This is a genomic window from Chryseobacterium pennipullorum, from assembly GCF_003384725.1.
Classification (GTDB): domain Bacteria; phylum Bacteroidota; class Bacteroidia; order Flavobacteriales; family Weeksellaceae; genus Chryseobacterium; species Chryseobacterium pennipullorum.
In genome coordinates, this window is record NZ_QNVV01000022.1 from 1 (window position 1) to 23,455 (window position 23,455).

A 23,455-nucleotide genomic window follows, 5' to 3' on the forward strand; every position below is an offset into this window, starting at 1 on the left:
TCCTGAATCTCAAACCCAAATTTGTGTGGTCCATCAAATAAGAAATGCATGCAAATATGTGGTTTGGAAGGACAGAAAAGAATTCTCTGCCGATATGAAGCATATTTACACCGCACCAACAAAACAGGCGGCTGAAGCTGCTCTGGGTGATTTTGCAGAGAAATGGGAAAGCAAATATTCTTATGCTATCCAATCCTGGCGAAACAATTGGGATGAGCTCACTGTATTTTTTGAATTTCCTCTTGAGATACGAAAAATCATTTACACCACAAATTTAATTGAAAATCTCAACGGCAAAATCAGAAAATACACTAAAAACAAAATGTCTTTCCCAACAGATGATGCCGTAATGAAATCAGTTTATTTGGCATTAAAAGAAGCTACTAAAAAATGGACAATGCCTATCCATAATTGGGGTATTGTACTCAACCAATTTATGCTTATTTTTGAAAAAAGGCTCAGATTATAAAATCTAAGCCCTAACTTTTTAACTTACACACTTTACGGGATAGTGTCAAAGACTGCAAGAACCTCCATCCTCTGGCTATCCTTTCTCCTATTTATTAAGTTCCAGCAATGGATCAATATATTCTCTGTCATTGCTCAGTCTCGGTACCTTATTCTGTCCGCCTAATTTTCCTTTCATTTCGAGCCACTGATAAAACAAATTATTTTTGGCGATGTGTACGATAGGTCTTCTCAGCGTTATACTGTTGTATCGCTTCGCTTCATAATCTGAATTTATTTTTTTCAGATGCTGGTCAAAAGCATCGGTAAAATGATCCAGATCATCAGGGAGCTGGCTAAATTCAAAGATCCATTCATGAGCACCTCCTTCGTTTTCTTTCATAAAGACCGGAGCGCCTGTAAAATCTGTAATCTGGGCACCGGTAGCTTCACACGCTTTAGAAAGGGCAGATTCTACATTGGTAATCATCAGTTCCTCTCCAAAAGCATTGATGTAATGCTTGGTTCTTCCCGTTATTTTTATTCTGAATGGATTGGTGGAGGTGAAAACCACAGTATCTCCGATAAGGTATCTCCATAGTCCTCCGTTGGTCGTGATCACCATAGCATAATTCTTTCCTATTTCCACATCTTCCAGACTGACCACTTTCGGGTTCGAAAAATGGAACTGATCCATGGGAATAAACTCATAAAATATTCCGTAATCAAGCATGAGAAGCATTTCATCACTGTTTGATCGGTCCTGGATCCCAAAGAACCCTTCAGAAGCATTGTAAATTTCGTAGTAATTGATGTTTTTTCCGATGATCTGCCTGTATTGTTCCCGATAGGGCTTGAAACTGATTCCACCGTGAAAAAACACCTCCAGATTAGGCCACAGCTCAGAAACACTTCCTACATTGGTTTCTTGTAAGACTCTTTGCAGGAGAACCATCATCCAGCTTGGTACTCCAAGGATACTTCCCACATCTTCATTTTTCACCTCTGAGGTAATCGCTCTTAGTTTGCTTTCCCATTCGCCCATTAAGGAAACCTTCTTGCTGGGTGTGGTGGTTATTTCTACCCAGAAAGGGAGGTTGTCAATTAAAATAGCGGATAAATCGCCAAATTTGGTGTTAAAGTCTGCATGAAGCTCTGAGCTTCCACCCAAACGTAAATTTTTGTAATTGAAAAGCTGGTTCTCCGGATGGTTGTTGGCATAAATAGAAACCATGTCTTTTCCGGCTTTCATATGGCAATATTCCAGGCTTTCTGTAGAAATCGGAATAAATTTGCTTTTTGCGTTTGTTGTTCCGGAAGATTTTGCAAAATGTTTGATGTAGCCTGGCCAGCTTACATCTTTTTGACCCTGTCTTGCCTTTTCAATGTAAGGTTCAAAATCTTCATACGTTACGATCGGAACTTTATTTTTAAAATCCTGATAGCTTGAAATAGAGTTGAATCCGTACAGCTTACCGTATTCTGTATCTTCTGCATGGAACAACTGTGAAAATAATATACCTTTCTGTGTCTCAATGGGATGATCCATGAAATTCTGTATCTGATCGATCCGTTGGCGGATAAACCAGTTGACTACCGTGTTGAAAAGTGCTTTAGTTGCCATTCCAACAAATATAATGATATTTGAATTTTCAGAGAATTTTTTATAGGATTAAATAAAAAAACCGTTACAAAATCTGTAACGGTTTGTTATTTAGTGTGTTGTTTTCTTAGCAATATTCGTCATATGCTGCCTGAAGGTTTGCAGCAATTGCTCCTGCCGGATTTCCTTCAATATGATGTCTTTCCAGCATGTGAACCAATTCTCCGTCTTTGAAAAGAGCCACACAAGGAGAGCTTGGAGGGAATGGAGCCAGGTGTTTTCTTGCTTCTGTTACGGCTTCTGTGTCAAATCCTGCAAAAACAGTAGTCAGGTGATCAGGTTTTTTATCTCCGGTCAAAGAATATACTACTCCGGGTCTCGCTGCTCCTGCAGCACATCCACATACGGAGTTGATGACCAATAGGGTAGTTCCGGATTGCTTAAGGGCATCTTCTACCTGAGCAGGAGTTGTTAAATCCTGGAAACCTTTATCTGTAAGTTCAGCCTTCATCGGCATTACTAAATCTGTTGGATACATATATTTTGTTTTTATCAGTGCAAAGTTAAACAATTCTTTACGTTTGTTCAATATATAAAAACTATCAATCGTTTAGTCATATAAAATTAACCAAATATTAATACCACAATAATATTATAAAAAAAATGAATAAAGAGTAGGAATAATGGAATATTATTATTAAATTTGAAATGATTCTGAAAAAACAAACGACCATGAAAAAACATTTAAAGCTTTCCCTCAAACAATCAATCATTTAGTACGGTCTAAAACACGACAGTAATTACATTCTTTTTTCAGTTTTAATTCAAGCTGAATACTAACTTGAATATCCAATTAAAAATGAAGCCCGGAACTCTTGAGTTCCAGGCTTCTTTAATCAAATCGATATGCAAAGGTTGAATATCCTTATGGAATATAAGACCGTGATGATAGGGGCTGGGCTTAAATAAGCTCATTACCGCCCGTCATACACGTTTCTTATGAAAGAAGCTTTTTAGCCATTTCAGAGATGCTTTTTCCATCTGATTTTCCGGCTAATGCTTTTGAAGCGGCTCCCATTACCTTTCCTAAATCTTTAACAGATTCAGCTCCGGTTTCTGAAATAATATTTTTGATTTCAGTTTCTAATTCTTCTGCAGAAAGCTGTTTTGGTAAAAACTGCTCAATCACTTTCATTTGTGCCTCTTCCACTTCAGCAAGATCCTGTCGTCCCTGTGCAGCAAACTGCTCAAAGGAATCCTTACGCTGCTTGATCATTCGCTGCAGAATAGCAATTTCCTGTTCTGCAGAAACTTCTGCACCTTTAGCTTCTGTTTTTAAAAGAAGAATCTGAGATTTTACGGCCCGAAGAGAGTCCAGAGCAACTCTGTCTTTTTCTCTCATGGCTGTTTTTATTGCTTCGCTTATGGTATTTTCTAAACTCATGGTTTTGGCTTTAGGCTTTAGGCAATAAGCAGTAAGCCTTATGATTTGGCTGGAATAGCCTATAGCTTACTGCGTACTGCTTATAGCGTTTAATCTACGTCTTTATTTAAAAATCTGTTTTCTCTGATCTGCATAGATCCGTTGTTATCAGACAGGTATGTGTTGATATTCTGGTCTGAAGCATTGGATCCGTCGATAGAGATATTTTTTCTTTTGAAAGCAGGAATCGATTCGAATTCACTTGTGCTGTCGAAGCTTTGATAGCGGGAATTGAATTCTTTTAATTTATTTCTTCTTTCGATAACTCTGTCCTGATCAACCGTTTTATTCACGAATGTGAATTCAGATTCTTCAGTATTAGGAGTTTTTATTTCTGTTTTAGTTTCAAAAGCAGGTTTTGTTTCTGCTTTTGGCTCTTCCTGTTTCTGAACGAAAGGATCAATCTTTTGAGCAGGTTCTGCTACCGCACTGGCAGGCGCGTTAAATTCTGCTTTCGGTTGTCCGAAATCAGATTTAGGCTCATTTCTTGAAGGTTCATTAACAAAGAAATTGAATTCAACAGGTTTTTCCTGTGCAAAAGAGCTGTTGGCAGGAGCACCGGATTGAGGCTCTTCTTTTTTATTATCAAAATCAAATGAAAAAGATTGAATCTCCAAATCATTTGGATCTTCATTGTCTTCATCAATAGAAAATAAGCTATACGCCTGATCTCCTTCTTCTTCATGTCTCCACGCCTGTTCCGGAGTATTCAGTTGATCTTTTTCTTCATCAAAGAATTTTATTTCAGTTTTGATCTCTTCCTCTTCAATAATCATTTTTTTTTGAACAGATGATACATTGAAAGGGGTGTCATGATCTTCATCATCTAATCTGAACATATTTTTGCCTCCAAAATCATGCGGTGCTTCGGGTGTAGCTTCTCTTTCTTCTCTTGTTTTGAACGGAGAGGATTTCTGAGCATCAAAGCTGTCGTTCAGACTAATTCTGATTTTCTCCGTAGGTCCGGAGAATTTTTTGTTTTCGTTAGAGAATCCGGTAGCAATCACCAAAACGCTTACAGCATCTCCTAATTCCTCATCAGCGCCCACCCCGAAGATGATATCCGCCGTATTTCCTGCTTCTTTCTGGATGTGATCCATGATGATACCGATTTCGTCCATGGTTACCTCTTCTGCACCACTTCTGATCAGTAACAGAACATTTTTAGCGCCTGTGATCTTATTGTCGTTTAACAATGGTGAATCCAGGGCTTTTCTTACTGCTTCTTCAGCTTTATTTTCACCGGAAGCGGTTCCTGTAGACATCAGAGCCGTACCAGAGTTCTGAAGGACAGATTTAGCATCTCTAAAGTCAATGTTTACATCAAAATAACCTGTAATCACTTCTGCCATACCTTTGGCAGCATTGGCTAAAACTTCATCGGCCTTTGAGAATCCTTGCTTGAAACCAAGGTTTCCAAATTGCTGTCTCAATTTATCGTTGTTAATAACAATTAACGAGTCAACATTATTTTTTAATTTGTCAAGACCATTTTCAGCCTGATCTAATCTTCTTTTTCCTTCAAAGCTAAAAGGAACGGTTACGATACCTACGGTTAAGATTCCCATGTCTTTTGCTACTTTAGCAATAACAGGGGCTGCTCCCGTACCGGTACCACCGCCCATTCCGGCAGTAATGAACACCATTTTTGTGTTCTGTCCCATCGCTGCTTTGATGTCTTCGATACTTTCAATCGCTGATTTTTCTCCAACTTCAGGATCGGCACCCGCGCCCAGACCTTCCGTGATGGATGTTCCCAACTGTACTTTATTGGCAACAGGGTTGTTATCTAAAGTCTGAGCATCTGTATTACAGATCACGAAATCAACTCCGTGAATACCTTTTTCGTACATGTGCTTTAATGCGTTGTTTCCACCGCCTCCTACACCGATTACTTTTATGATGGATGAATTTCCTTTTGGTAAATCAAATGAAAATCCTTGTGTACCTATATTTTCCATACCTATACTTTTTATAATTATAATTGATCATTGATTGATGATAATTGATAAGGAAAAGATCGTTTATCGCTTATCATTCATCATTTATAATTTACTCTACTTCTTCAAAGAATTTTTTTACTTTTTCCATAAGCGACTGCCCGAAGGTCAGTTTTGCTTTTCTGTTTTCTTGCTGCTGGCTCATGACAGACTGTTCTTGCACCGGTGCTGCCTGCTGAACAGCTTGCACGGTTTCCGCCTGGGTAGCAGTTACTTCCGGTTTCGTTTGTTCTGCAACAACCTCAATCTCTTCATCAGCATTCTGTTTTTTGTCTCTGATTTTCAAACTTTCCATCAGCAATCCAATGGAAGTAGCAAATTCAGGGCCTTTCAGATACTGATTTTTATCGTTGGCGATATATTCGTTCGCAAAACCGATTCTGCTGTCAAACCCTGTGGTATAATTGGCCAGCTGGCGAAGATGCTTTAAATTGGAGCCACCTCCTGTTAAAACAATTCCCGCAATCAGTTTTTTCTTTTGTTCAAAGGCACCGTAAGCTTTGAGCTCTGTATTCACCATTTCCAGAACCTCTTCTACTCTCGCATTGATGATCTGTGCCAAAGTTTTAAGAGAAATTTCTTTGTCCGGTCTTCCGTGCAGCCCGGGAATCGTTACAAAAGTACTGTCTTTTTCTAATTCCGGAACAGCAGAACCGAATTTTACTTTCAGTTGTTCTGCATGTTTCTCTATGATAGAACAGCCTTCTTTGATATCTTCCGTAATAATTCCGCCTCCGTAAGGAATTACACAGGTATGACGGATGATGTTATCTTTGAAAATTGCAATATCAGTAGTTCCACCACCAATGTCCACAATGGCAACTCCGGCTTCTTTTTCTTCTTTGGTAAGAACGGCCTCTGAAGATGCTAAAGGTTCTAAAGTAAGGGCTTCCATTTCTAATCCGGCTTCACGGACACATCTTGCAATATTACGGATGCTGCCCATCTGTCCTACAACGACATGGAAGTTAGCTTCTAAACGTTTTCCGTGCATCCCTACAGGTTCCTGAATTTCACCTTCGGAATCCACTTTATATTCCTGAGGAAGGACGTGGATAATTTCTTCTCCAGGAAGCATAACCAGCTTTTTAACCTGATCTTTTAGCGCTTCAATGTCATCATCTGTAATAAATTTATCCGGATGTTCACGCATAATATAATCGGAGTGCTGCAGAGAACGAATGTGTTTTCCTGCAATACCTACCGTAACTTTGCGGATAGGAACGCCGGCACTAGATTGTGCTTCAGACACTGCAGCCTTGATTGAATTAATGGTCTGTGAAATATTATTCACAATACCTTTATGAACACCAAGACTTTTAGCTTTTCCTACACCGAGAACTTCTATTTTCCCGTGTGCATTCCTTCTTCCGACAATCGCGACTATCTTTGTTGTCCCGATGTCCAGACCTACTGAATACTCTTGATTTTCCATTTTTATATCGATTTGATTTTTTCTGCTTTTTCTTATACAGGGTTGCCCCTTTTTGTGTTAAATGATCCAAGTGGGAACTTGCCTTTATTCTATCTTCACCTTTGGTTTCGGTTTCGGTTGTACCGTAGCCGATGATTTTTTTTCTGGTTTTTTAGTTTCTTTTGGTTGTGTTTTTATTTTTGGTTTTGCATTTTCTTTAGATTTTACCGGTGACGGACTTATCTTTTTGGTTTCTGCAGTCTTCGGCTTGGGGTCTGCCTTTTTTATATTTGCTGTCAGAGCCGGGGCTTTTGCCAATTCCATTTTTCCCGCTTTCAGAAGACTGTCATTTTCTTTAAAATAAGGATTTAATGTAGTTACAATCTGATTCTGGTATTTTACAGAGACCATGCTGTATTTTTGAGGATCCTGGTAGACCAGGTATTTTTCCACAAAAGTTTTAAACCCTTTTACTTTAACATCAATATTTTCCAGATCTCCTATTTCCACCCTGTAGTTTCCTTCACTGGTCAGGAGATTGTAGCTGTCCCTGGATTTTGAAATTCCAATGAAGAACTTTTTGCTGAAATCATCCTTATCAATTTTTCCTACCAGTTCAGCTAACTTTTCATATTCATCAGGCTGTACATTTCCGGTTACCAGCATGCATGGGTGGGAATATGTTCTTGAAATCGGGAACTCAATGCCCTTTTCATCCACATAAAAGTCTTTTCCGTCTTTATTGAGCCTGAATACCGGAACCCTCTGTTTGATATCCAGATTGAGCTTCCCATTGAGATTAAGATAAATATTTGCACTGTCTACCGCAGGCAGAGCATTGATCTTTTTCTCCAGGCTAGGGATATTCAGATTACCCACTTTTCCGGATGGGTTTTCTTTTTTTACGATTTCTCTGATATCCTTCTCATCTACAAAATAAACCGGGGTTTTCTCATTCATTTTTACAGAAATCTTACTATCCGTAATCTGCTGGCGGCTGAATCTCTTCAACGAGAAACTCAGTAATAATCCCAGGATAATTACGGTGATAGCAATTTTTAATATTCTGTATTTATTTTTCATATTTTTTTCTTTTAACGCAGCGCTCGCAAAGATTTTTTAATTTTCTTTTCGTTCGCAAAGGCGTTTCACTCAGCAAAGGCTGGACCTTATAATTTGTTTACAACTCTTTTTACTCCGTTTTTAAATAATAGTGAATGAAAATTTAAAATCATTCCTAAGTTTTTATTTGTTATTCTTAAATAATTTAAAAGCTGAAAAAAATGATAATCATTGATTTCCTGAACTGCTTTTATTTCAATTATTACTTTGTCTTCGATTAATAAATCAACTCTGAACGCTTTAGAAATTTTCAATTCTTCATATTCAATATCAATATTTTTTTGACTTTCAACATGTAATCCTCTTTTTTTCAATTCATAGACTAAGCATTTCTCATATACATTTTCATAAAGTCCAATTCCAAGCGTACGATGTATCTTTATTCCGGCATCGAAAACGATAGCTGAAATGTCATTTTCAATCATACATTGTTTTTTTTTATTTTAAACGCTAAGCTCGCAAAGAACTTTATTATTCTTCATTCCGCTCGCAGAGGCGTTTCACTCGGCAGCGGCTGGCTTTTTATGAATTGTTTTTAATCTTATATCTTACCAATCAATTTTTGTTCATGCATTCTCTTTGCTAAGTAGAACGCCCTTGCGACCGGAAAATATTTTCAATTAAATTTTCTTTCCGAACGTTGCGTTTATCTTTATTTAATATTCTCAATCCATTCACAGATAGGGTCGTATAGGGTATCAATATTTCCTGCTCCTACTGTAAGAAGGATATCAAAATCCTTTTCTTTTATTTTTTCAAAAGCATCGGCCAGCGTTGACCCTTCTTTTTTCTCTAAACTCACTTTTTCCAGCAGCCATTCCGAAGTAATTCCTTCGAAATTTTCCTGCAGTTCTCTTGCCGGGTAGATGCCCAGTACGATCAACTCGTCAGCATTGCTTAAGCTTTCAGCAAACCCGTCTGCAAAATCTCTTGTTCTGCTGAAAAGGTGTGGCTGGAAAACCACAAGTAATTTTTTATCGGGATAAAATGTTCTGATAGAACCTACTACAGCATTGATTTCTGTAGGGTGGTGGGCATAGTCATCAATGTAGATTTTACCATTTTGATAAATATGCTTGGTGTATCTTCTTTTAATTCCTTTAAAATTAGCTATTGCTTTTTTCAGCGTATCAAAATCTGCGCCTAAATTGTGAAGAATAGCCAATGCTACCGTAGCATTTTCTACATTATGGATTCCCGGGATGTCCCAGACAAAATCTTTAATGGTCTCGGTTGGAGTATGAAAATCAAAATAAATCTTATCATGATCCATACGCAGGTTGTCTGAATAGTAGTCTGCAGGCTCATTTACCGCATAGGTTTGATGGGCTCTTCCTATTTCAATTCCTTTTCTAACAAAAAGCTTTTGGTCTTCAGGAACCAACGCTGCAAACTGTCTGAACCCCTCTTCAATATGGCTTTTATCCCCATAAATATCCAAATGATCTGCATCTGTAGAAGTGACTACTGCCCAATCCGGTGAAAGGTTCAGGAAGCTTCTGTCGTACTCATCAGCTTCCACAACGGAATAAGTAGATCCGTTGTACAGGAAGTTGGATTTAAAGTTTTCAGAAATACCCCCCAAAAAGCATGAGAAAGGCAGATCTGCTTCTTTGCACAGATGAGAAATCAGTGTAGAAGTAGTGGTTTTCCCATGAGTTCCAGCTACGGCGATACAATCTGTATTTTCTGTAATGAGTCCTAAAACTTTGGCACGTTTTAAAACTTCAAACTGATTTTCGTTAAAATAATCCAGGATCCCAAGTGTTTTGATCGCAGGAGTATAAATGATTAAAGTATCCTCTTGCTGAAGAGAAGTGATCCTTTCGTCTATCAGGTCTTCAAAAACGATATCAATTCCTTCGCTCATCAGATTTTGAGTCAGTTTTGTATTGGTTTTGTCATACCCCAATACTTTCTTTCCGGATGCATTGAAATAGCGTGCTAAAGCACTCATTCCGATACCTCCGATTCCAACGAAGTAAAAAGTTTGATATGTTTGTAAATTATTCATTTTCTTATCTTAATGTATGACGTACGGTGTATAAGTATTATGTTACTTTTACACTATACATTGTACTTTTTACAATTTATTAAATATCTCGTCCACAATCTCTTTAGCAGCATTTGGCTTGGCAAAATACTTCAGATTTTCAGACATTTCTTTTCTTATATTTTCATTTTCGCAGATCTCTGATAAGGTATTCCAGAATTGGGCCTGCATTTCAGAGTCTTTTACCATTCTTGCAGCGTTTTTTTCAACCAGATTCATGGCATTTTTTGTTTGGTGATCTTCCGCAGCAAAAGGGAAAGGCACCAGGAGTACTGGTTTCTGTGCTACAGCCAGTTCTGAAATGGCAATGGCTCCGGCTCTTGAAACAATAATATCTGCTGCAGAATAAGCCAGCTCCATATCTTTAATGAATTCTTTCAAATGAATGGCATCTGAAAGCTGGAGGCTGGAAGATAATTCGTTATAGTCCAACTTACCGGTTTGCCAGATCAATTGATACTCTTTTTCTTTCAGATTTTCAAGGTTTTCTTTCCATGCATTGTTTAAGGTTCTGGACCCCAATGATCCTCCTACAGATAAAATGGTAAGCTTGTCCTTATCTAATCCCATCTTTTCTTTTGCCTCGGCTGTTTCCAGCATTCCGGAAACGATGGTTGATCGGATCGGATTTCCAAGAAACTTAATTTTTTCTGCTGGAAAGCCCTCTACTTTCGGATAGGCTGTGAAAACGGCTTTCGCTTTCTTACTTAAAATTTTATTGGTAACCCCTGCATGGGCATTCTGCTCCTGAATAAAAATCGGAATTCCCAGTTTACCTGCTTCATAAAGTGCCGGTCCGCTGGCAAAGCCTCCGGTCCCTACTGCAAAATCCGGAGCAAAATCTTTGATAATCTTTTTCGATCTGGATAAGCTTTTCAAAATCTTGAAGGGCAATCCAAGATTGGATAAAAGATTTCCTCTGTCTATTCCGGCGATATCAATTCCTTCTATTTTATAACCAGCCTGTGGAACTTTTTCCATTTCCATTTTTCCGTTGGCTCCAATGAACAAAAATTCCGCATCGGGAAATCTCTTCCTGATTTCATCAGCAATGGCAATGGCAGGGAAGATATGTCCTCCTGTTCCTCCGCCTGACAATAAAACGCGAATGGCTTTTGGCTTTTGGCTATTGGCTGATTGATTGTTCATTTTAAGTCTCGTTTCTTATTTTTTTTAATTCTAAGCGATATCGTTTATTTCTGCTATACTTTGTTTTTTGCCCATTCCTTCTTCATCATAAATCTGGATTCGTGAGCTTATATTTAAGATAATTCCTAGCTGTAAATAGGTTACCAACATGGACGTCCCTCCATAACTTATCAAGGGCAGAGGCTGTCCCGTAACCGGAATCAGATTCACTGCTACAGCAATATTGACGGCAAGCTGTATAAAAATCATCACACCGAGGCTGAGCACAAGTAACGATCCGAAAAAGGCCGGCATTTTGCTGGCAATCATCACGATCCTTATCATCATAATCAGATACAGGCTGATCAGAAACGCGGCTCCAATCAGGCCATATTCTTCTACAATAACCGCGAATATAAAATCGGAGGCCGACTGTGGAAGCATTTGCTTTAAGGCGCTTTTTCCTGGCCCCATTCCGGTAATCCCTCCATGTACAATGGCTGCTTTTGCCTGCATGACCTGATAATTTTTGGCTTTCACACTTTCATCGTCTACATCTGCTGTTTTGGCTTTGCTGGACGTGAATGTTTCTATACGGCTCATCCAGGTATGTACCCGGTTTCCACCGATCATGTTGGTATTCAGTGCGATCAATAAGAATAGCACAATGGCTACAAATGATGCAGAAATGAAACCGGCAATATATTTCCAATGCAGCTGTCCTATGATGAGAACAACTACAGAAACCATCAGGATCATCAGGGCAGTGGATCCGTTATCTTTTGCTACGAGTACAAACACAAGAAGAATAGGTCCGAAAATATACATGATATTTTCTATAGGAAGTCTTTCGCGGGTTATTTTCTTTGTTAAGTATCTGCACAGGTAGATGATCAGCATTAAAAAGGCAAAAGACGAAGGCTGGAATGAGATGGGCGTTCCCGGAATTTTCAGCCATCTTGAGGCACTGGCTCCATCAATGGTCTGTCCGGTGAACATGGTGACCACCAATAAGATAATCATCAGGCCAAGCAGGATGCTGCTGAGCTTTCCGATGTACTCATATTTCACGGCGCCTACCAGCCTCATAATTCCTAGTCCCAGGAGTACAAAGAACATATGTTTGATAACGTGACCTGTTGTGGTCCCGTTATTGACAATATATTCCAGATTAGAACTTGCAGAATATACAGGGAAAATAGAAAATATGGAGATCACAAGAATGACCATCCAAAGTACTTTATCGCCCTTTAGAAATTCAAATCTGTTTTCTGTGTACTGTTCTTCCATAATTTTGTATTGATGTATGACGTACAAAGTAAAATGTACTTTTTACATCTGACATTTACATTTATTTTAATACCTGCTCTTTAAACTGACGCCCTCTGTCTTCATAGCTTTTGAACAAATCAAAGCTTGCGCAGCATGGTGATAAAAGAACGGTATCTCCGTTTTTCGCCAGTGACTTGGATATTTTTACGGCTTCTTCCATGCTTGAAGTATCATAAATAAACTCCTTTTTATCTTTAAAGAAATCGATGATCTTCTTATTATCAATCCCCAGGCACACAATGGCCTTTACTTTTCTTTTCACCAGGTCCTCAATTTCGGTATAGTCATTTCCTTTATCCAGTCCTCCTACAATCCATACCGTTGGGTTCTTCATGCTTTCAAGAGCATAATAGGTAGCATTCACATTGGTTGCTTTGCTGTCATTGATGTATTTTACCCCATCTATTTCCGTTACAAATTCCAATCTGTGTTCTACCGCCTGAAAGGTCATTAATGAATGTCTAATGCTTTCATTGTTTATTTTCAGTATTTTACCAGCAATAGATGCTGCCAGGCTGTTGGCTACATTATGATTCCCAAGCAGGGATAACTCTTCAACTTTCATCGAGAACTCATCCTGCATCTTTACTATAATTTTATCATTATTCATGAATCCCCCTTCTGCAAGTTTTTCTTTCGTAGAGAAAGGAATCATTTTCGCTTTTATTTCAAGCTTTTCAAGAAGGTTCTTACTCATTTCATCATCCTTGTTGTAGATAAAGAAGTTGTCATTTTCTTGATTTTCTGTGATCCTGAATTTAGCCAATGCGTATTCTTCATAGTTGTAGTTGTACTGATCCAGGTGATCCTGGGACAGATTCAGCAATAAAGAAATATAAGGCCTGAAATTCTGAATATCATCGAGCTGGAAAGAACTTACTTCCAAAACATAATATTCATGATTTTCATCTGCAACCTGTTTAGCAAAGCTGTATCCTATATTTCCACCCAGGCCTACATTCAATCCGTCATTTTTCAGGATATAGTAAATGAGGGAAGTGGTGGTTGTTTTTCCGTTGCTTCCGGTAATAGCAATAATTTTAGCATCTGTAAATTCGGAAGCAAATTCAATTTCGGAGGAAAGTCTTATTCCTTTGTCATGAATCTTATGGATAATGTCTGCCTTTTTTGGAATTCCAGGGCTTTTTACAATCCAGTCTGCATGTAAAATTCTTTCTTCATCATGACTTCCTTCTTCAAACTCAATGTCATGGTCCGTCAGAAACTGCTTATAGTTATCCTTAATGGCTCCCTTATCTGAAAGAAATACTTCCAGACCTTTCTTTTTAGCCAAATAAGCAGCTCCACATCCGCTTTCTCCTCCTCCTAAAACAACTATTTTCATATTATAAAAGCTTTATGCTATATGCTTTAAGCTTTAAGCTTATTGCCTACAGCTTTTAATTTTATCTCATTTTTAAGGTGATCAGACACACAATGGCCAGTATTACACCGATGATAATCATCCTGTTGACGATTTTGCTTTCGTGAAAACCATCTTTCTGATAGTGATGGTGTAATGGGGACATTTTAAAGAGTCTATTGTTTTGGGCATATTCCAGCCCGTATTTTTTCTTTCTGTATTTGAAGACTATTACCTGCAGCATCACCGATAAGTTTTCTATCAGGAAGATTCCGCATAATACGGGAATAAGCAATTCTTTTCTCAAAATAATAGCTAAAACGGCAATCACCCCTCCCAGCATCAGACTTCCTGTATCTCCCATGAAAACCTGGGCGGGATAGGTGTTGTACCAGAAGAATCCAATGACGGCTCCTACCATTGCTACGGCAAAAATGGTGGTTTCACCCATATTTGGCAGGAACATAATATTGAGATAATCTGCAAAAATAATATTCCCGGAAAGGTAGGCGAAAAGAGCTAGGGTAAGCAATATTATGGCACTGGTTCCGGCAGCAAGCCCATCAATTCCATCGGTAATATTGGCTCCGTTTGAAACGGCGGTTACAATGAAGATGACAATAGGAATAAAGACAATCCATGCCCACTCATGAGCATCTTTATCATCCATCCAGAACAAAATCCCACTGTAATCGAATTCATTGTTTTTGGCAAATGGAACGGTAGATACGGTAATTTTTTCTGTAGGCATAAAGTTTTGCTCTACATTGTTTCTGTTCACTACTTTAGCATCTGCATATTTTCTTTTAACGGTGATCTCCGGGTGGAAATACATGGTAATACCAACAATTAAGCCTAATCCTACCTGGCCCACTACCTTGAATTTTCCGCTAAGACCATCTTTATTTTTCTTAATCTTCTTAAGGTAATCGTCAAGGAAGCCAATGGCTCCCATCCAAAACATAGAAACCAGCAGCAGGACAATATAGATATTGGTTATTCTTGTAAACAGCAATACAGGAATGATGGTCGCCAAAATGATGATAAGTCCTCCCATGGTAGGAGTTCCTTCCTTTTGTTTTTGTCCGTCCAGCCCAAGATCCCGAACCAATTCTCCCATCTGTTTTGTTCTCAGGTAATTGATTACTCTTTTACCATATACAAGAGCAATAATTAAAGAGAACAACACAGCCATTCCGGCACGGAACGAGATGTATTTCAACATCCCTAATCCGGGAACGTGAATTCCATGGTCGGTTAGATATTCGTATAGATAGTATAGCATGTTTCGTTTTTTTTATTATTTAAAAATTTAATTTATTTAAAGATTTAAGGCTGGTTTCTCAATATTTCACTTAAATACTTCACCTGATTTAAATCTATCACTTACAATCAGCATATTAGCTGCCTTTTGCAATTTTTAAATATCTAATAAATTGTCTGTTATTATTTATATTCTGAGCCTTTTGCAATACTTGCTAATTGAAAAGCTCACTCTTTTTATCTGGTTATTAAATTCAATTTCTTTTTCAAAACTTTGACCTTGAAGAAATGAATAAACTTTTAATCTATTTGGACATTAACTTCCAAAGCTCATTAATTACTTCTTTGTCATCAAAATGGTGTTTTATACCATTAATCTCCTGATAGTTTTCGTGGCCCTTTCCGGCAACCAAAATGATATCTTTAGGTTCTGCAAACTTGATGGCCATTTTTATGGCTTCTTTTCTATCGGGAATTGAAGTGTATTTGCTGAAGTATTGAGGTTCAACACCTGCTTCAATTTCTTTTATAATCTGTCCGGGATCTTCTGTTCTCGGATTATCTGAGGTAATGATCGCCAGTGTTGATTTTTTGGTGGCAATATTCCCCATTTCAGGTCTTTTGGAGTGATCTCTGTCTCCTCCACAGCCAAAAACAGTGATTAATCTTTCATTTTTTGTTCTGATATCATTAATGCTGTCCAGTATATTTTCCAGGGCATCCGGAGTATGGGCATAATCTACAATAAAGAAGATCCCACCATCAGATTTGAAAGTTTCAAATCTTCCGGAGACTCTTTTTAATTTACTGATTGCCTGAAGGATATCATCCTGTTCAAATCCAAGTTCTGAAGCGATTCCGTACACAAGCAGTAAATTATATACATTGAATTTACCGGTAATAGTGGTCCAGAATTCTTTTCCATTGAAGTTCAAAAGCATCCCATTGAAATCCACTTCCAAAAGTTTTCCATGGAAGTCTGCCATTGTTTTCAATGCGTACGACTTCTTTTTAGCTTTCGTATTCTGCAGCATGACACTGCCGTTTTTGTCATCTACATTGGTGATGGCAACAGCGGTGTCTTCCAGATCATCAAAAAATCTTTTTTTCGTTTTCAGATATTCTTCAAAGGTCTTATGATAGTCTAAATGGTCGTGGGTAAGGTTTGTAAAGCCTGCAATTTTGAAGTGCAGCCCTTCGATTCTGTTTTGAGCAATCCCATGAGAACTTACTTCCATGAATGCAAACTCACAGCCCTTTTCCACAGCATCAGCTAAAATTTTATTGATGGTAATCACATCCGGCGTAGTATGGGTGGCCGGAATGATTTCTTCCCCGATTCTGATCTCAACTGTTGAGAGCAGAGCTGAGTCATAACCCAGATTTCTGAAAACATCAAAAAGGAGGGTAGATACAGATGTTTTTCCATTGGTTCCGGTAACCCCTATGAGCTTAAGTTTTCTGGATGGGTTTCCATAAAAGTTGGATGCAAGATGTCCCAGTGCTTTAGAGGAATCTTTTACTTTGATATACGTTACAGTTTCGTCCAGCAATTCAGGGAATTCTTCACATACAATTGTTTTGGCCCCTTTTTCAATGGCTGCCGTAATGAATGCATGCCCATCTGCAACGGTACCTCTTATTGCAATATAAAGAGCGTTTTCCGAAACCTTTCTGCTGTCAAATACCAATGCAGAAACTTCGCGGTGAGTGTCACCGTGAATTTCTGTTACTGGGATTTTGTTTACTAATTCTGTTATAATCATTTTATCAACAGGACTTTATCCTGTCCTTTATTAAATTGTCCTTTGGGGACCGGTTTTCTACTTTTAATTTTGCAGAGACAAATAAATTCTCTGGTTCTTGCTGATGGTTGTGCCTTCAAGCGGAAACTGTTCTTTAATTCTTCCCACCCCTTTATAGTCGACACGGTATCCCAGGTTTTCCAGCTGCGGGATTACGTTTTTACCGATTAATCCTACAACATTTGGCATCTGTTTATCGTTTACTGCTACTTTTACATTTGGCTCCACCATTTTACTCAGGTTGACCTTTTTGTCTACAAGCATTTCTTTCTCGATATTCTGAGGCGTTTTCAGGAATGTTTTCCCTGCAATTTCTTTAAACACCGGGGCTGCTACGGGACCACCATAGAATCCTATTGCTGTATTGGGCTCGCTCACCATTACATAACAGGTATACTTTGGAGCATCAGCAGGATAGAATCCGGCAAATGATGCTCTGTATTTCATAGGGCCCGGAAGCCAGTATTCAAACCTTGCCGTTCCTGTTTTACCTGCCATTTTCAGGTTAGGGGTAAAAATGCTTCGTCCTGTTCCTTTCTCTACAGCTTTTGTCAGAGCGCTCGTCATCATTTTAACCGCTTTTTCTGAAGCCATCTTGTTTACCATAATTTCAGGTTTCGCCCGATACATTACTTTTCCGTCTTTCATGATCTTGTCGATGAAGAGGGGTTTAAGCATCTTGCCGCCGTTGGCAATTCCATTATAGAATGTTGTCAGCTGCAGCAGGTTGATATTGGAAGAGTAGCCGTATGAAATGGAGGCTAATGTTGCGGCATTCCATCTTTTATTTTGTGGCGTTACGATCTTCGGTTTTGTAATTCCGGGAAGCTCGATGTCCATTTTATCAAATAATTTCCAGCGTTTCAGGTGGTCTAAGAAGATCTGGGGTTTTTCTGCATAGTACTTTGTAATCAGCTTTGCCGTTCCCACGTTACTGGACTTGGCCAGTACATCACTGATGTCATAAGTTCCACCGCCGTGTCCGTCTGATATTCTTTGCTTTGCATAGGTCCAGACCCCGTTCCCTACATTCACTGTGGTATTCTCATCAATAAAGCCATCGTCCATTGCCGCTAAAAGGGAAATGGTCTTGAAGGTGGATCCTGGTTCGATATTGTCTTTCAGAGCATAGTTGTAAGAATCTTCGTAATCTCCTGATTCTGTTCTTCTTAAGTTAACCAGGGCCTTAACTTTTCCTGTTTCAACCTCCATGACAATCACAGTGCCATGTTTGGCTTCGTAATGGACCAGCTGCTTCTCCAATGCAGAGTGTGCAATGTCCTGAATTCTAAGGTCTAACGTTGTATATACGTCCTCTCCATCAACGGGTTCCTGTACCTTCCAGAAGTCAATCGGTTTCCATTGTGAAGAATTGATTCTCTGCTCCAGTCTTTTTCCGTCGGTACCTGTAAGATATTTTGAAAAGGCTCCTTCAAGGCCGGATTTAAGGTCTCCGTTATCCATTCCGATGGTACCGGCACCGATTTCTGAGGTGGCCAATTCTCTTTTATAATTTCTGTCTACGATGAATCCTCCTTTATTTTTACCTCTTTTGAAGATGGGAAAGTTTCTGATCCTGTCGTACTGGTCGAAGTCAAGACCTTTTACAAGCGTATAATATTGGTTTTTCTTTTTCTTTTGCTCGTCAAACTTCTGTCTGAATTCTCCTCTGGATTTTCCGAACATTTTGCTCAGGGAATCTGTCAGCGCTCCAATATTATTGCTATAGATCGTATCCTTCATTGTTTTAAAGTCGAGATAGATGTCGTAGCGCATTACTGTTGTTGCTAGGATAGAGCCGTCAGATGCAAAAAGATTTCCGCGGGCAGCTTTTAGTGTGGCTTCGCGGTAATTTTTGTTGATGTAATCATCTTTAATTTCCTGAACATTGGTATTTTGAAGAATAACGATTCTTGCGAGGAACATTACAAACACGCACAAAGCTACCACTGCGAAGAGGTAGCCCCATCTTAACGTTTTTTTACGTTTGTTGTCGTATTCATTTTGCTTTTGCATCTGTACTGTCCAGTTTTATTAGCAATTTGTGAGGATGGTTTTCCAGGGTCATTAGAGAGTCCCTGGCGACTTCTTTCCCCAGTTCTGATTCCATTTTTACTTTGATCAGCTTACTCTGGGCGTAAGCGTTTCTCGATTTGTATTCTTCCGTCTCTTCTTTTAAAGCATTGACAATTTTGATTTTCTTGTTGACGAGATGATTACTGTAAATCATGGCCATCATCAACACAAACAACAGAAGAAAATACCGGTAATGTATTTTGATCTCATCACGGTTCAGAAAGTTTCCTTTTATAATATCTATAAAAGTGAGTCTTTTCTGTGGGCGATATGTTGTTCTTTTTGCCAATTTGTTTTATATCAATTTATTTCAGAATGAATTCGCTTTGTTGTCAATGACCGGGCTTATTTTTTTACCGAAGATTGGCGGTTCAGCTGTTGCTTTCAAACTTTTATTCCTGTTCTCATTTTTGCACTTCTTGCTCTTGAGTTTTCTTCAATCTCCTTGTTATCAGGAATGATTGCTTTGCTCTTCAGCAATTCAAATGCCTTTTTATAATTTCCGTAGATATCTCTTTCCGGCTCTCCTTCGAACATCCCGTTTTTCAGGAACCTTTTCACCAGGCGGTCTTCTAAGGAATGGTAAGAGATCACTACTAATCTGCCTTCCGGCTTCAAAACATTGTAAGCCTGAACCAGCATTTCTTTCAATACTTCAAGCTCCTGGTTCACTTCTATTCTTATGGCCTGAAAGAGCTGGGCATAAAATTTATTAACCTTATGAGGTGGAATATAGCTGAAAAGCTTTTTCAGATCCTCAGTGGTATCTATATTTTTTGTTTTTCTGTGATGAACAATTTCTCGTGCCAGTTTTCTTGCTTCTCTCAGTTCACCGTAATAGTAAAAAATGTCCGCAAGCTGTTCTTCTTCATAATCGTTGATCACCCTTTTCGCATCCAGCCCCTGCATTACATTCATTCTCATATCCAACGGAGCATTGCTTCTTGTAGAGAACCCTCTTTCTGCTTCATCAAACTGGTGAGAAGACACTCCAAGATCTGCTAAAACACCATCAACCTGTGGAACTCCGTACATTAACAATGAGTTTTCAAGAAATCTGAAATTCTGATTGATCAATGTAAATCTGGGGTCATCAATTGTATTTTTAAGCGCATCCAGATCCTGGTCAAAACTGAAAAGTCTTCCTTTGTCAGAAAGTCTGCTCAGAATCTCCCGTGAGTGACCACCGCCACCAAAGGTGCAATCCACGTATATACCGTCAGGATTCGTCACCAAATCATCAACACTCTGCTTCAACAAAACGGGGTTATGATACATGCTTAATTGTGTTTTTTATTTAATACTATTCTTAATATCCGCTACAGTTATTCTTCATCAAAAGCGCCCATTACATCTTCAGCCAGGCTTGCAAAATCAGTTTCATTGGTAGCGATTACCTTTTCATAAGCTTCTTTATCCCAAATTTCAAAAAGCTCTCCGGCGCTTGTCACTACAATCTCTTTCTGAAGATTGGCAAAAAGAGTCAGGTCTTTTGAAATCTGTAATCTTCCGGCACTATCCAATTCAACTGTTTTTACGCCTGCTGTAAACATTCGTATGAAATCAGCATTCTTTTTTATGAACCTGTTCAGTTTATTAATTTTGTCCATCAGCCTGTCCCATGCATTCATCGGGTAGACTTCCAGACAAGGTTGGAACACAGATCTTTTGACTACAAACGCCTTATCGTCGAAGTTTTCCATCTGTTTGATCAAAGATGAAGGAACTTTTAACCGGCCTTTGTCGTCAATTTTACACTCATATGTTCCAATGAAATTTTTCATTTGGGACAAATTTATATAATAATTTCCAAAATTTCCCACTTTTTCCCACTTTTTGACTCAATGTTAATAAGTTTTATTAAAGATTGAATCTCAATAATGTAAAATGCTGATATGATGACACTTGTTGAAACTGTTATTTAGGCCATAACAAAGCGGTTTTGAAAAAAAAAGTTAAAAAGGGGAATATTATATTATTTTTATCTTAAATTAGGATAATCAAAATTTTTTTGAGGTTTAATTTGTATTTTTGCAAGGCTTTATTAAGGCGTTTTATGATATTTAGTACGAAAAAAGAAAAGAAATATTCCTATGTAGAGGCGGGAGAAGGACATCCATTAGTGCTGTTGCACGGCTTAATGGGTGGATTGAGCAATTTCGATAAAATGGTAGATTTTTTTTCAAAACGGGGGTTCAAAGTATATGTTCCTCAGCTGCCCATTTACGATCTGCCGGTACTCAATACTAATCTTACCACTATAGCAAAATATATTATCAAGTTCATAGAAAGTCATATTGACGGGCCTGTTTCTATTGTAGGAAACTCAATGGGAGGTCATGTAGGGCTTATTCTAACGCTGGCAAGACCGGATCTGGTAAAGAATCTTGTTTTGACAGGGAGCTCAGGGCTATACGAAAGAACATTTGGAGACAGCTTTCCGAGAAAGAACGACAGATCTTATATTAGGAAGAAAACAGAAGAGGTCTTCTATGACCCTAAGGTAGCTACAGAAGATCTTGTTGACGAGGTTTTTGCCGTGGTGAACGACAGAATGAAAGGAATAAAAACAGTAATGCTGGCCAGAAGTGCCATCAAACATAATATGCTGAATGATCTTCCGAAAATTGTGACTCCCACTTGTCTCATCTGGGGGAAACAGGATAACGTCACTCCGCCGGAAGTCGCAGAGGATATGCACAAGTTTATCCCGAATTCAGATTTATTCTGGATCGATCATTGTGGTCATGCGGCGATGATGGAGAAGCCTGATGAATTCAATGAGATTCTGTATAGCTGGATAAAAGATAAAGTTTAAAATAAATAACAAATGACCATTAAGAGCTTTTCTTAATGGTTTATTTTTCTAAAATAGATTCAAAAATGATTATTAAGACAGCGGAGTTTGTAAAAAGTAGTGGAAAATGGCAGGAATGTCCTGAGCCGAATATTCCTGAATATGCTTTTATTGGAAGATCTAATGTAGGAAAATCATCCCTAATCAATGCGATGATGAATCATAAAGATTTGGCTAAAACTTCGGGGACCCCAGGGAAAACCCAGCTGATCAATCATTTTCTGGTGAATGAAAGCTGGTACCTTACCGATTTACCGGGATATGGATATGCTAAAGTATCGAAAGTTCAGCGAAAAGATTTTGAAAAGCTGATTACCAATTATATTCTGAACCGTAGAAATCTGGTGAACCTTTTTGTGCTGGTAGATGTGAGACACAATCCGCAGAAAATCGACCTGGAGTTTATCCAATGGTGTGGGGAAAGCGGAATTCCTTTCTCAATTGTCTTTACCAAAGCAGATAAGCTAAAGCCGAATGTTGTGGTTAAAAATGTGGAAGATTATAAAGCCGAACTGCATAAAACATGGGAGGATCTTCCTGAATTGTATATCACTTCCGCAGAAAAGAAAGAGGGAGGAGATCTAATTCTGGATTTTATAGAAAAGACCAATGATTTTTTAACGCTTAATAGTATCAATTTTGATGAGTAGTTTGGTTTGGAAAATAAAGACCTTTGATGAGTTTACCGTTCCGGAGCTATATGCGGTATTGAAAGCGCGTATTGATGTATTTGTTATCGAACAGAATTGCCCTTATCCGGATCTTGATAATTATGATCAGAAAGCGGTGCACATCTGGGCGGAAGAAGAAGGTGAGGTTCTGGCTTATTGCCGTATTTTTGATCAGGGGATAAAGTATGATGAAACTTCCATCGGAAGGGTCCTTACCACAGAAAAGGCCAGAGGAAAGAGCCTTGGAAAGCAATTGATACAGTACGCGGTGGAAACCATAGAAAACCGTTTTCACACTCCGGAAATCAGAATTTCAGCACAGGATTATCTTATAAGATTTTACAGCGGATTCGGATTTGAAAATACTGGAAAAAAATATCTGGAAGACGATATTCCCCATACGGAAATGATAAGAAAATAAGAAAAAGGTATCCCATTCGGGATACCTTTTTCTTATATGAAGGATTCATAGTAAAGTTGAGTTTTCATGGTTTTATTCTTATCTGCAGCCTGAGCAATAAGACCGGTCTACATATTGCTTACTGCTCCCGGTATAGTAATAACAGCCTCCTCTGGACCCCACATAGAGAGTATGTCCGTTATAGGTGCAATTTCTGCTTTGTAGGTACGATCTCGAGTTGTAGGATTTGCCTGATCTGCTTGACTTACTTTTCCGGCTTGTTCTGCTCTTGCTTTTTCTAGGTTTTTTTGTTGAAATTTCTTTTGTAGATGGGTTTACTGTAGAAGCAGAAAAGCTGCTGGGTAATAATAACCCAAGCCCTAAAAGACTTGTAAGGAGTAGTTTTTTCATAGTGATTGTTTTTTATTATTTATAGAA

22 protein-coding genes are annotated in these 23,455 nt (G+C 38.5%); 4 read left to right on the top strand and 18 right to left on the bottom strand.

Annotated elements, in window-relative coordinates; translation table 11 throughout:
• The coding region (locus DRF67_RS18595; RefSeq protein ID WP_133297684.1) for an IS256 family transposase at window positions 1–469 on the top strand (469 nt) is incomplete at its 5' end.
• An 87-nt stretch (window positions 470–556) separates the two neighbouring features.
• Here the strand turns inward: DRF67_RS18595 and DRF67_RS18600 are convergent.
• The 17 genes from DRF67_RS18600 to mraZ form a co-directional block, all read right to left on the bottom strand.
• Window positions 557–2,071, bottom strand: a complete 1,515-nt coding sequence (locus DRF67_RS18600) for a GH3 auxin-responsive promoter family protein (RefSeq protein WP_115929804.1) — start codon at window positions 2,069–2,071, stop codon at window positions 557–559.
• Between the two features lie 106 nt (window positions 2,072–2,177).
• The gene (locus DRF67_RS18605; RefSeq protein WP_115929805.1) at window positions 2,178–2,588 is read right to left on the bottom strand and encodes a BrxA/BrxB family bacilliredoxin; all 411 of its coding nucleotides are present in this window, start codon (window positions 2,586–2,588) and stop codon (window positions 2,178–2,180) included.
• A 459-nt stretch (window positions 2,589–3,047) separates the two neighbouring features.
• Window positions 3,048–3,494 (bottom strand): GatB/YqeY domain-containing protein, encoded by a 447-nt coding sequence (locus DRF67_RS18610; RefSeq protein ID WP_115929806.1) that lies wholly within the window; start codon window positions 3,492–3,494, stop codon window positions 3,048–3,050.
• An 89-nt stretch (window positions 3,495–3,583) separates the two neighbouring features.
• Entirely contained in the window at window positions 3,584–5,494 is a 1,911-nt protein-coding gene (ftsZ, locus tag DRF67_RS18615) for a cell division protein FtsZ (protein ID WP_115929807.1), read from the bottom strand.
• 91 nt (window positions 5,495–5,585) lie between these two features.
• The gene (gene ftsA, locus DRF67_RS18620; protein WP_115929808.1) at window positions 5,586–6,968 is read right to left on the bottom strand and encodes a cell division protein FtsA; all 1,383 of its coding nucleotides are present in this window, start codon (window positions 6,966–6,968) and stop codon (window positions 5,586–5,588) included.
• Between the two features lie 84 nt (window positions 6,969–7,052).
• Complete coding sequence (locus DRF67_RS18625) at window positions 7,053–8,030, bottom strand: cell division protein FtsQ/DivIB (RefSeq protein ID WP_115929809.1); 978 nt, start codon at window positions 8,028–8,030, stop codon at window positions 7,053–7,055.
• Between the two features lie 86 nt (window positions 8,031–8,116).
• Complete coding sequence (locus tag DRF67_RS18630) at window positions 8,117–8,494, bottom strand: GxxExxY protein (RefSeq protein WP_115929810.1); 378 nt, start codon at window positions 8,492–8,494, stop codon at window positions 8,117–8,119.
• Window positions 8,495–8,721: 227 nt separating this feature from the next.
• Window positions 8,722–10,083: a UDP-N-acetylmuramate--L-alanine ligase gene (gene murC, locus DRF67_RS18635; RefSeq protein ID WP_115929811.1), complete on the bottom strand. Its 1,362-nt coding sequence runs from the start codon at window positions 10,081–10,083 to the stop codon at window positions 8,722–8,724.
• 69 nt (window positions 10,084–10,152) lie between these two features.
• Window positions 10,153–11,271, bottom strand: a complete 1,119-nt coding sequence (murG, locus tag DRF67_RS18640; protein ID WP_115929812.1) for an undecaprenyldiphospho-muramoylpentapeptide beta-N-acetylglucosaminyltransferase — start codon at window positions 11,269–11,271, stop codon at window positions 10,153–10,155.
• A gap of 30 nt (window positions 11,272–11,301) precedes the next feature.
• Window positions 11,302–12,540 (bottom strand): FtsW/RodA/SpoVE family cell cycle protein, encoded by a 1,239-nt coding sequence (locus tag DRF67_RS18645; protein ID WP_115929813.1) that lies wholly within the window; start codon window positions 12,538–12,540, stop codon window positions 11,302–11,304.
• 61 nt (window positions 12,541–12,601) lie between these two features.
• A complete protein-coding gene (gene murD, locus DRF67_RS18650; protein WP_115929814.1) occupies window positions 12,602–13,927 on the bottom strand; it encodes a UDP-N-acetylmuramoyl-L-alanine--D-glutamate ligase in 1,326 nt (441 codons plus the stop codon).
• A 61-nt stretch (window positions 13,928–13,988) separates the two neighbouring features.
• Window positions 13,989–15,230 carry a phospho-N-acetylmuramoyl-pentapeptide-transferase gene (gene mraY / locus DRF67_RS18655; protein ID WP_115929815.1) on the bottom strand — a complete coding sequence of 414 codons (1,242 nt, stop codon included), beginning with the start codon at window positions 15,228–15,230 and terminating at the stop codon, window positions 13,989–13,991.
• Window positions 15,231–15,513: 283 nt separating this feature from the next.
• Window positions 15,514–16,974 carry a UDP-N-acetylmuramoyl-L-alanyl-D-glutamate--2,6-diaminopimelate ligase gene (locus DRF67_RS18660; protein ID WP_115929816.1) on the bottom strand — a complete coding sequence of 487 codons (1,461 nt, stop codon included), beginning with the start codon at window positions 16,972–16,974 and terminating at the stop codon, window positions 15,514–15,516.
• Window positions 16,975–17,037: 63 nt separating this feature from the next.
• Window positions 17,038–19,029 (bottom strand): penicillin-binding transpeptidase domain-containing protein, encoded by a 1,992-nt coding sequence (locus DRF67_RS18665; RefSeq protein ID WP_115929817.1) that lies wholly within the window; start codon window positions 19,027–19,029, stop codon window positions 17,038–17,040.
• A complete protein-coding gene (locus DRF67_RS18670) occupies window positions 19,013–19,378 on the bottom strand; it encodes an FtsL-like putative cell division protein (protein WP_115929818.1) in 366 nt (121 codons plus the stop codon). Before DRF67_RS18670 ends, DRF67_RS18665 begins: the two co-directional genes overlap by 17 nt.
• A gap of 95 nt (window positions 19,379–19,473) precedes the next feature.
• Window positions 19,474–20,367 carry a 16S rRNA (cytosine(1402)-N(4))-methyltransferase RsmH gene (gene rsmH / locus DRF67_RS18675; RefSeq protein WP_115929819.1) on the bottom strand — a complete coding sequence of 298 codons (894 nt, stop codon included), beginning with the start codon at window positions 20,365–20,367 and terminating at the stop codon, window positions 19,474–19,476.
• A gap of 47 nt (window positions 20,368–20,414) precedes the next feature.
• Window positions 20,415–20,873, bottom strand: a complete 459-nt coding sequence (gene mraZ / locus DRF67_RS18680; RefSeq protein WP_115929820.1) for a division/cell wall cluster transcriptional repressor MraZ — start codon at window positions 20,871–20,873, stop codon at window positions 20,415–20,417.
• A gap of 272 nt (window positions 20,874–21,145) precedes the next feature.
• On the opposite strand from mraZ, the gene DRF67_RS18685 reads away from it, so the two are divergent.
• The 3 genes from DRF67_RS18685 (at window position 21,146) to DRF67_RS18695 (ending at window position 23,038) form a co-directional block, all read left to right on the top strand.
• Window positions 21,146–21,907 (top strand): alpha/beta fold hydrolase, encoded by a 762-nt coding sequence (locus DRF67_RS18685; protein WP_115929821.1) that lies wholly within the window; start codon window positions 21,146–21,148, stop codon window positions 21,905–21,907.
• Between the two features lie 65 nt (window positions 21,908–21,972).
• Window positions 21,973–22,596, top strand: coding sequence for a ribosome biogenesis GTP-binding protein YihA/YsxC (gene yihA, locus DRF67_RS18690; RefSeq protein ID WP_115929865.1), 624 nt, complete (start codon window positions 21,973–21,975; stop codon window positions 22,594–22,596).
• Entirely contained in the window at window positions 22,589–23,038 is a 450-nt protein-coding gene (locus tag DRF67_RS18695) for a GNAT family N-acetyltransferase (RefSeq protein WP_115929822.1), read from the top strand. Before yihA ends, DRF67_RS18695 begins: the two co-directional genes overlap by 8 nt.
• Window positions 23,039–23,116: 78 nt before the next feature.
• Here DRF67_RS18695 and DRF67_RS21375 read toward each other — a convergent pair whose 3' ends face one another.
• A complete protein-coding gene (locus DRF67_RS21375; RefSeq protein WP_123912780.1) occupies window positions 23,117–23,428 on the bottom strand; it encodes a hypothetical protein in 312 nt (103 codons plus the stop codon).
• Window positions 23,429–23,455: the final 27 nt, after the last annotated feature.

What these genes read in the sequence shown, in the direction of transcription:
- DRF67_RS18600 (WP_115929804.1), bottom strand. Translation starts at nt 2,071, where the DNA reads ATGGCAACTAAAGCACTTTTCAACACGGTAGTCAACTGGTTTATCCGC.
- mraZ (WP_115929820.1), bottom strand. Translation starts at nt 20,873, where the DNA reads ATGAAAAATTTCATTGGAACATATGAGTGTAAAATTGACGACAAAGGC.
- DRF67_RS18695 (WP_115929822.1), top strand. Translation starts at nt 22,589, where the DNA reads ATGAGTAGTTTGGTTTGGAAAATAAAGACCTTTGATGAGTTTACCGTT.
- mraY (WP_115929815.1), bottom strand. Translation starts at nt 15,230, where the DNA reads ATGCTATACTATCTATACGAATATCTAACCGACCATGGAATTCACGTT.
- DRF67_RS21375 (WP_123912780.1), bottom strand. Translation starts at nt 23,428, where the DNA reads ATGAAAAAACTACTCCTTACAAGTCTTTTAGGGCTTGGGTTATTATTA.
- ftsA (WP_115929808.1), bottom strand. Translation starts at nt 6,968, where the DNA reads ATGGAAAATCAAGAGTATTCAGTAGGTCTGGACATCGGGACAACAAAG.
- DRF67_RS18630 (WP_115929810.1), bottom strand. Translation starts at nt 8,494, where the DNA reads ATGATTGAAAATGACATTTCAGCTATCGTTTTCGATGCCGGAATAAAG.
- murC (WP_115929811.1), bottom strand. Translation starts at nt 10,083, where the DNA reads ATGAATAATTTACAAACATATCAAACTTTTTACTTCGTTGGAATCGGA.
- yihA (WP_115929865.1), top strand. Translation starts at nt 21,973, where the DNA reads ATGATTATTAAGACAGCGGAGTTTGTAAAAAGTAGTGGAAAATGGCAG.
- DRF67_RS18665 (WP_115929817.1), bottom strand. Translation starts at nt 19,029, where the DNA reads ATGCAAAAGCAAAATGAATACGACAACAAACGTAAAAAAACGTTAAGA.
- murG (WP_115929812.1), bottom strand. Translation starts at nt 11,271, where the DNA reads ATGAACAATCAATCAGCCAATAGCCAAAAGCCAAAAGCCATTCGCGTT.
- DRF67_RS18605 (WP_115929805.1), bottom strand. Translation starts at nt 2,588, where the DNA reads ATGTATCCAACAGATTTAGTAATGCCGATGAAGGCTGAACTTACAGAT.
- rsmH (WP_115929819.1), bottom strand. Translation starts at nt 20,367, where the DNA reads ATGTATCATAACCCCGTTTTGTTGAAGCAGAGTGTTGATGATTTGGTG.
- DRF67_RS18625 (WP_115929809.1), bottom strand. Translation starts at nt 8,030, where the DNA reads ATGAAAAATAAATACAGAATATTAAAAATTGCTATCACCGTAATTATC.
- DRF67_RS18610 (WP_115929806.1), bottom strand. Translation starts at nt 3,494, where the DNA reads ATGAGTTTAGAAAATACCATAAGCGAAGCAATAAAAACAGCCATGAGA.
- DRF67_RS18645 (WP_115929813.1), bottom strand. Translation starts at nt 12,540, where the DNA reads ATGGAAGAACAGTACACAGAAAACAGATTTGAATTTCTAAAGGGCGAT.
- DRF67_RS18685 (WP_115929821.1), top strand. Translation starts at nt 21,146, where the DNA reads ATGATATTTAGTACGAAAAAAGAAAAGAAATATTCCTATGTAGAGGCG.
- ftsZ (WP_115929807.1), bottom strand. Translation starts at nt 5,494, where the DNA reads ATGGAAAATATAGGTACACAAGGATTTTCATTTGATTTACCAAAAGGA.
- murD (WP_115929814.1), bottom strand. Translation starts at nt 13,927, where the DNA reads ATGAAAATAGTTGTTTTAGGAGGAGGAGAAAGCGGATGTGGAGCTGCT.
- DRF67_RS18660 (WP_115929816.1), bottom strand. Translation starts at nt 16,974, where the DNA reads ATGATTATAACAGAATTAGTAAACAAAATCCCAGTAACAGAAATTCAC.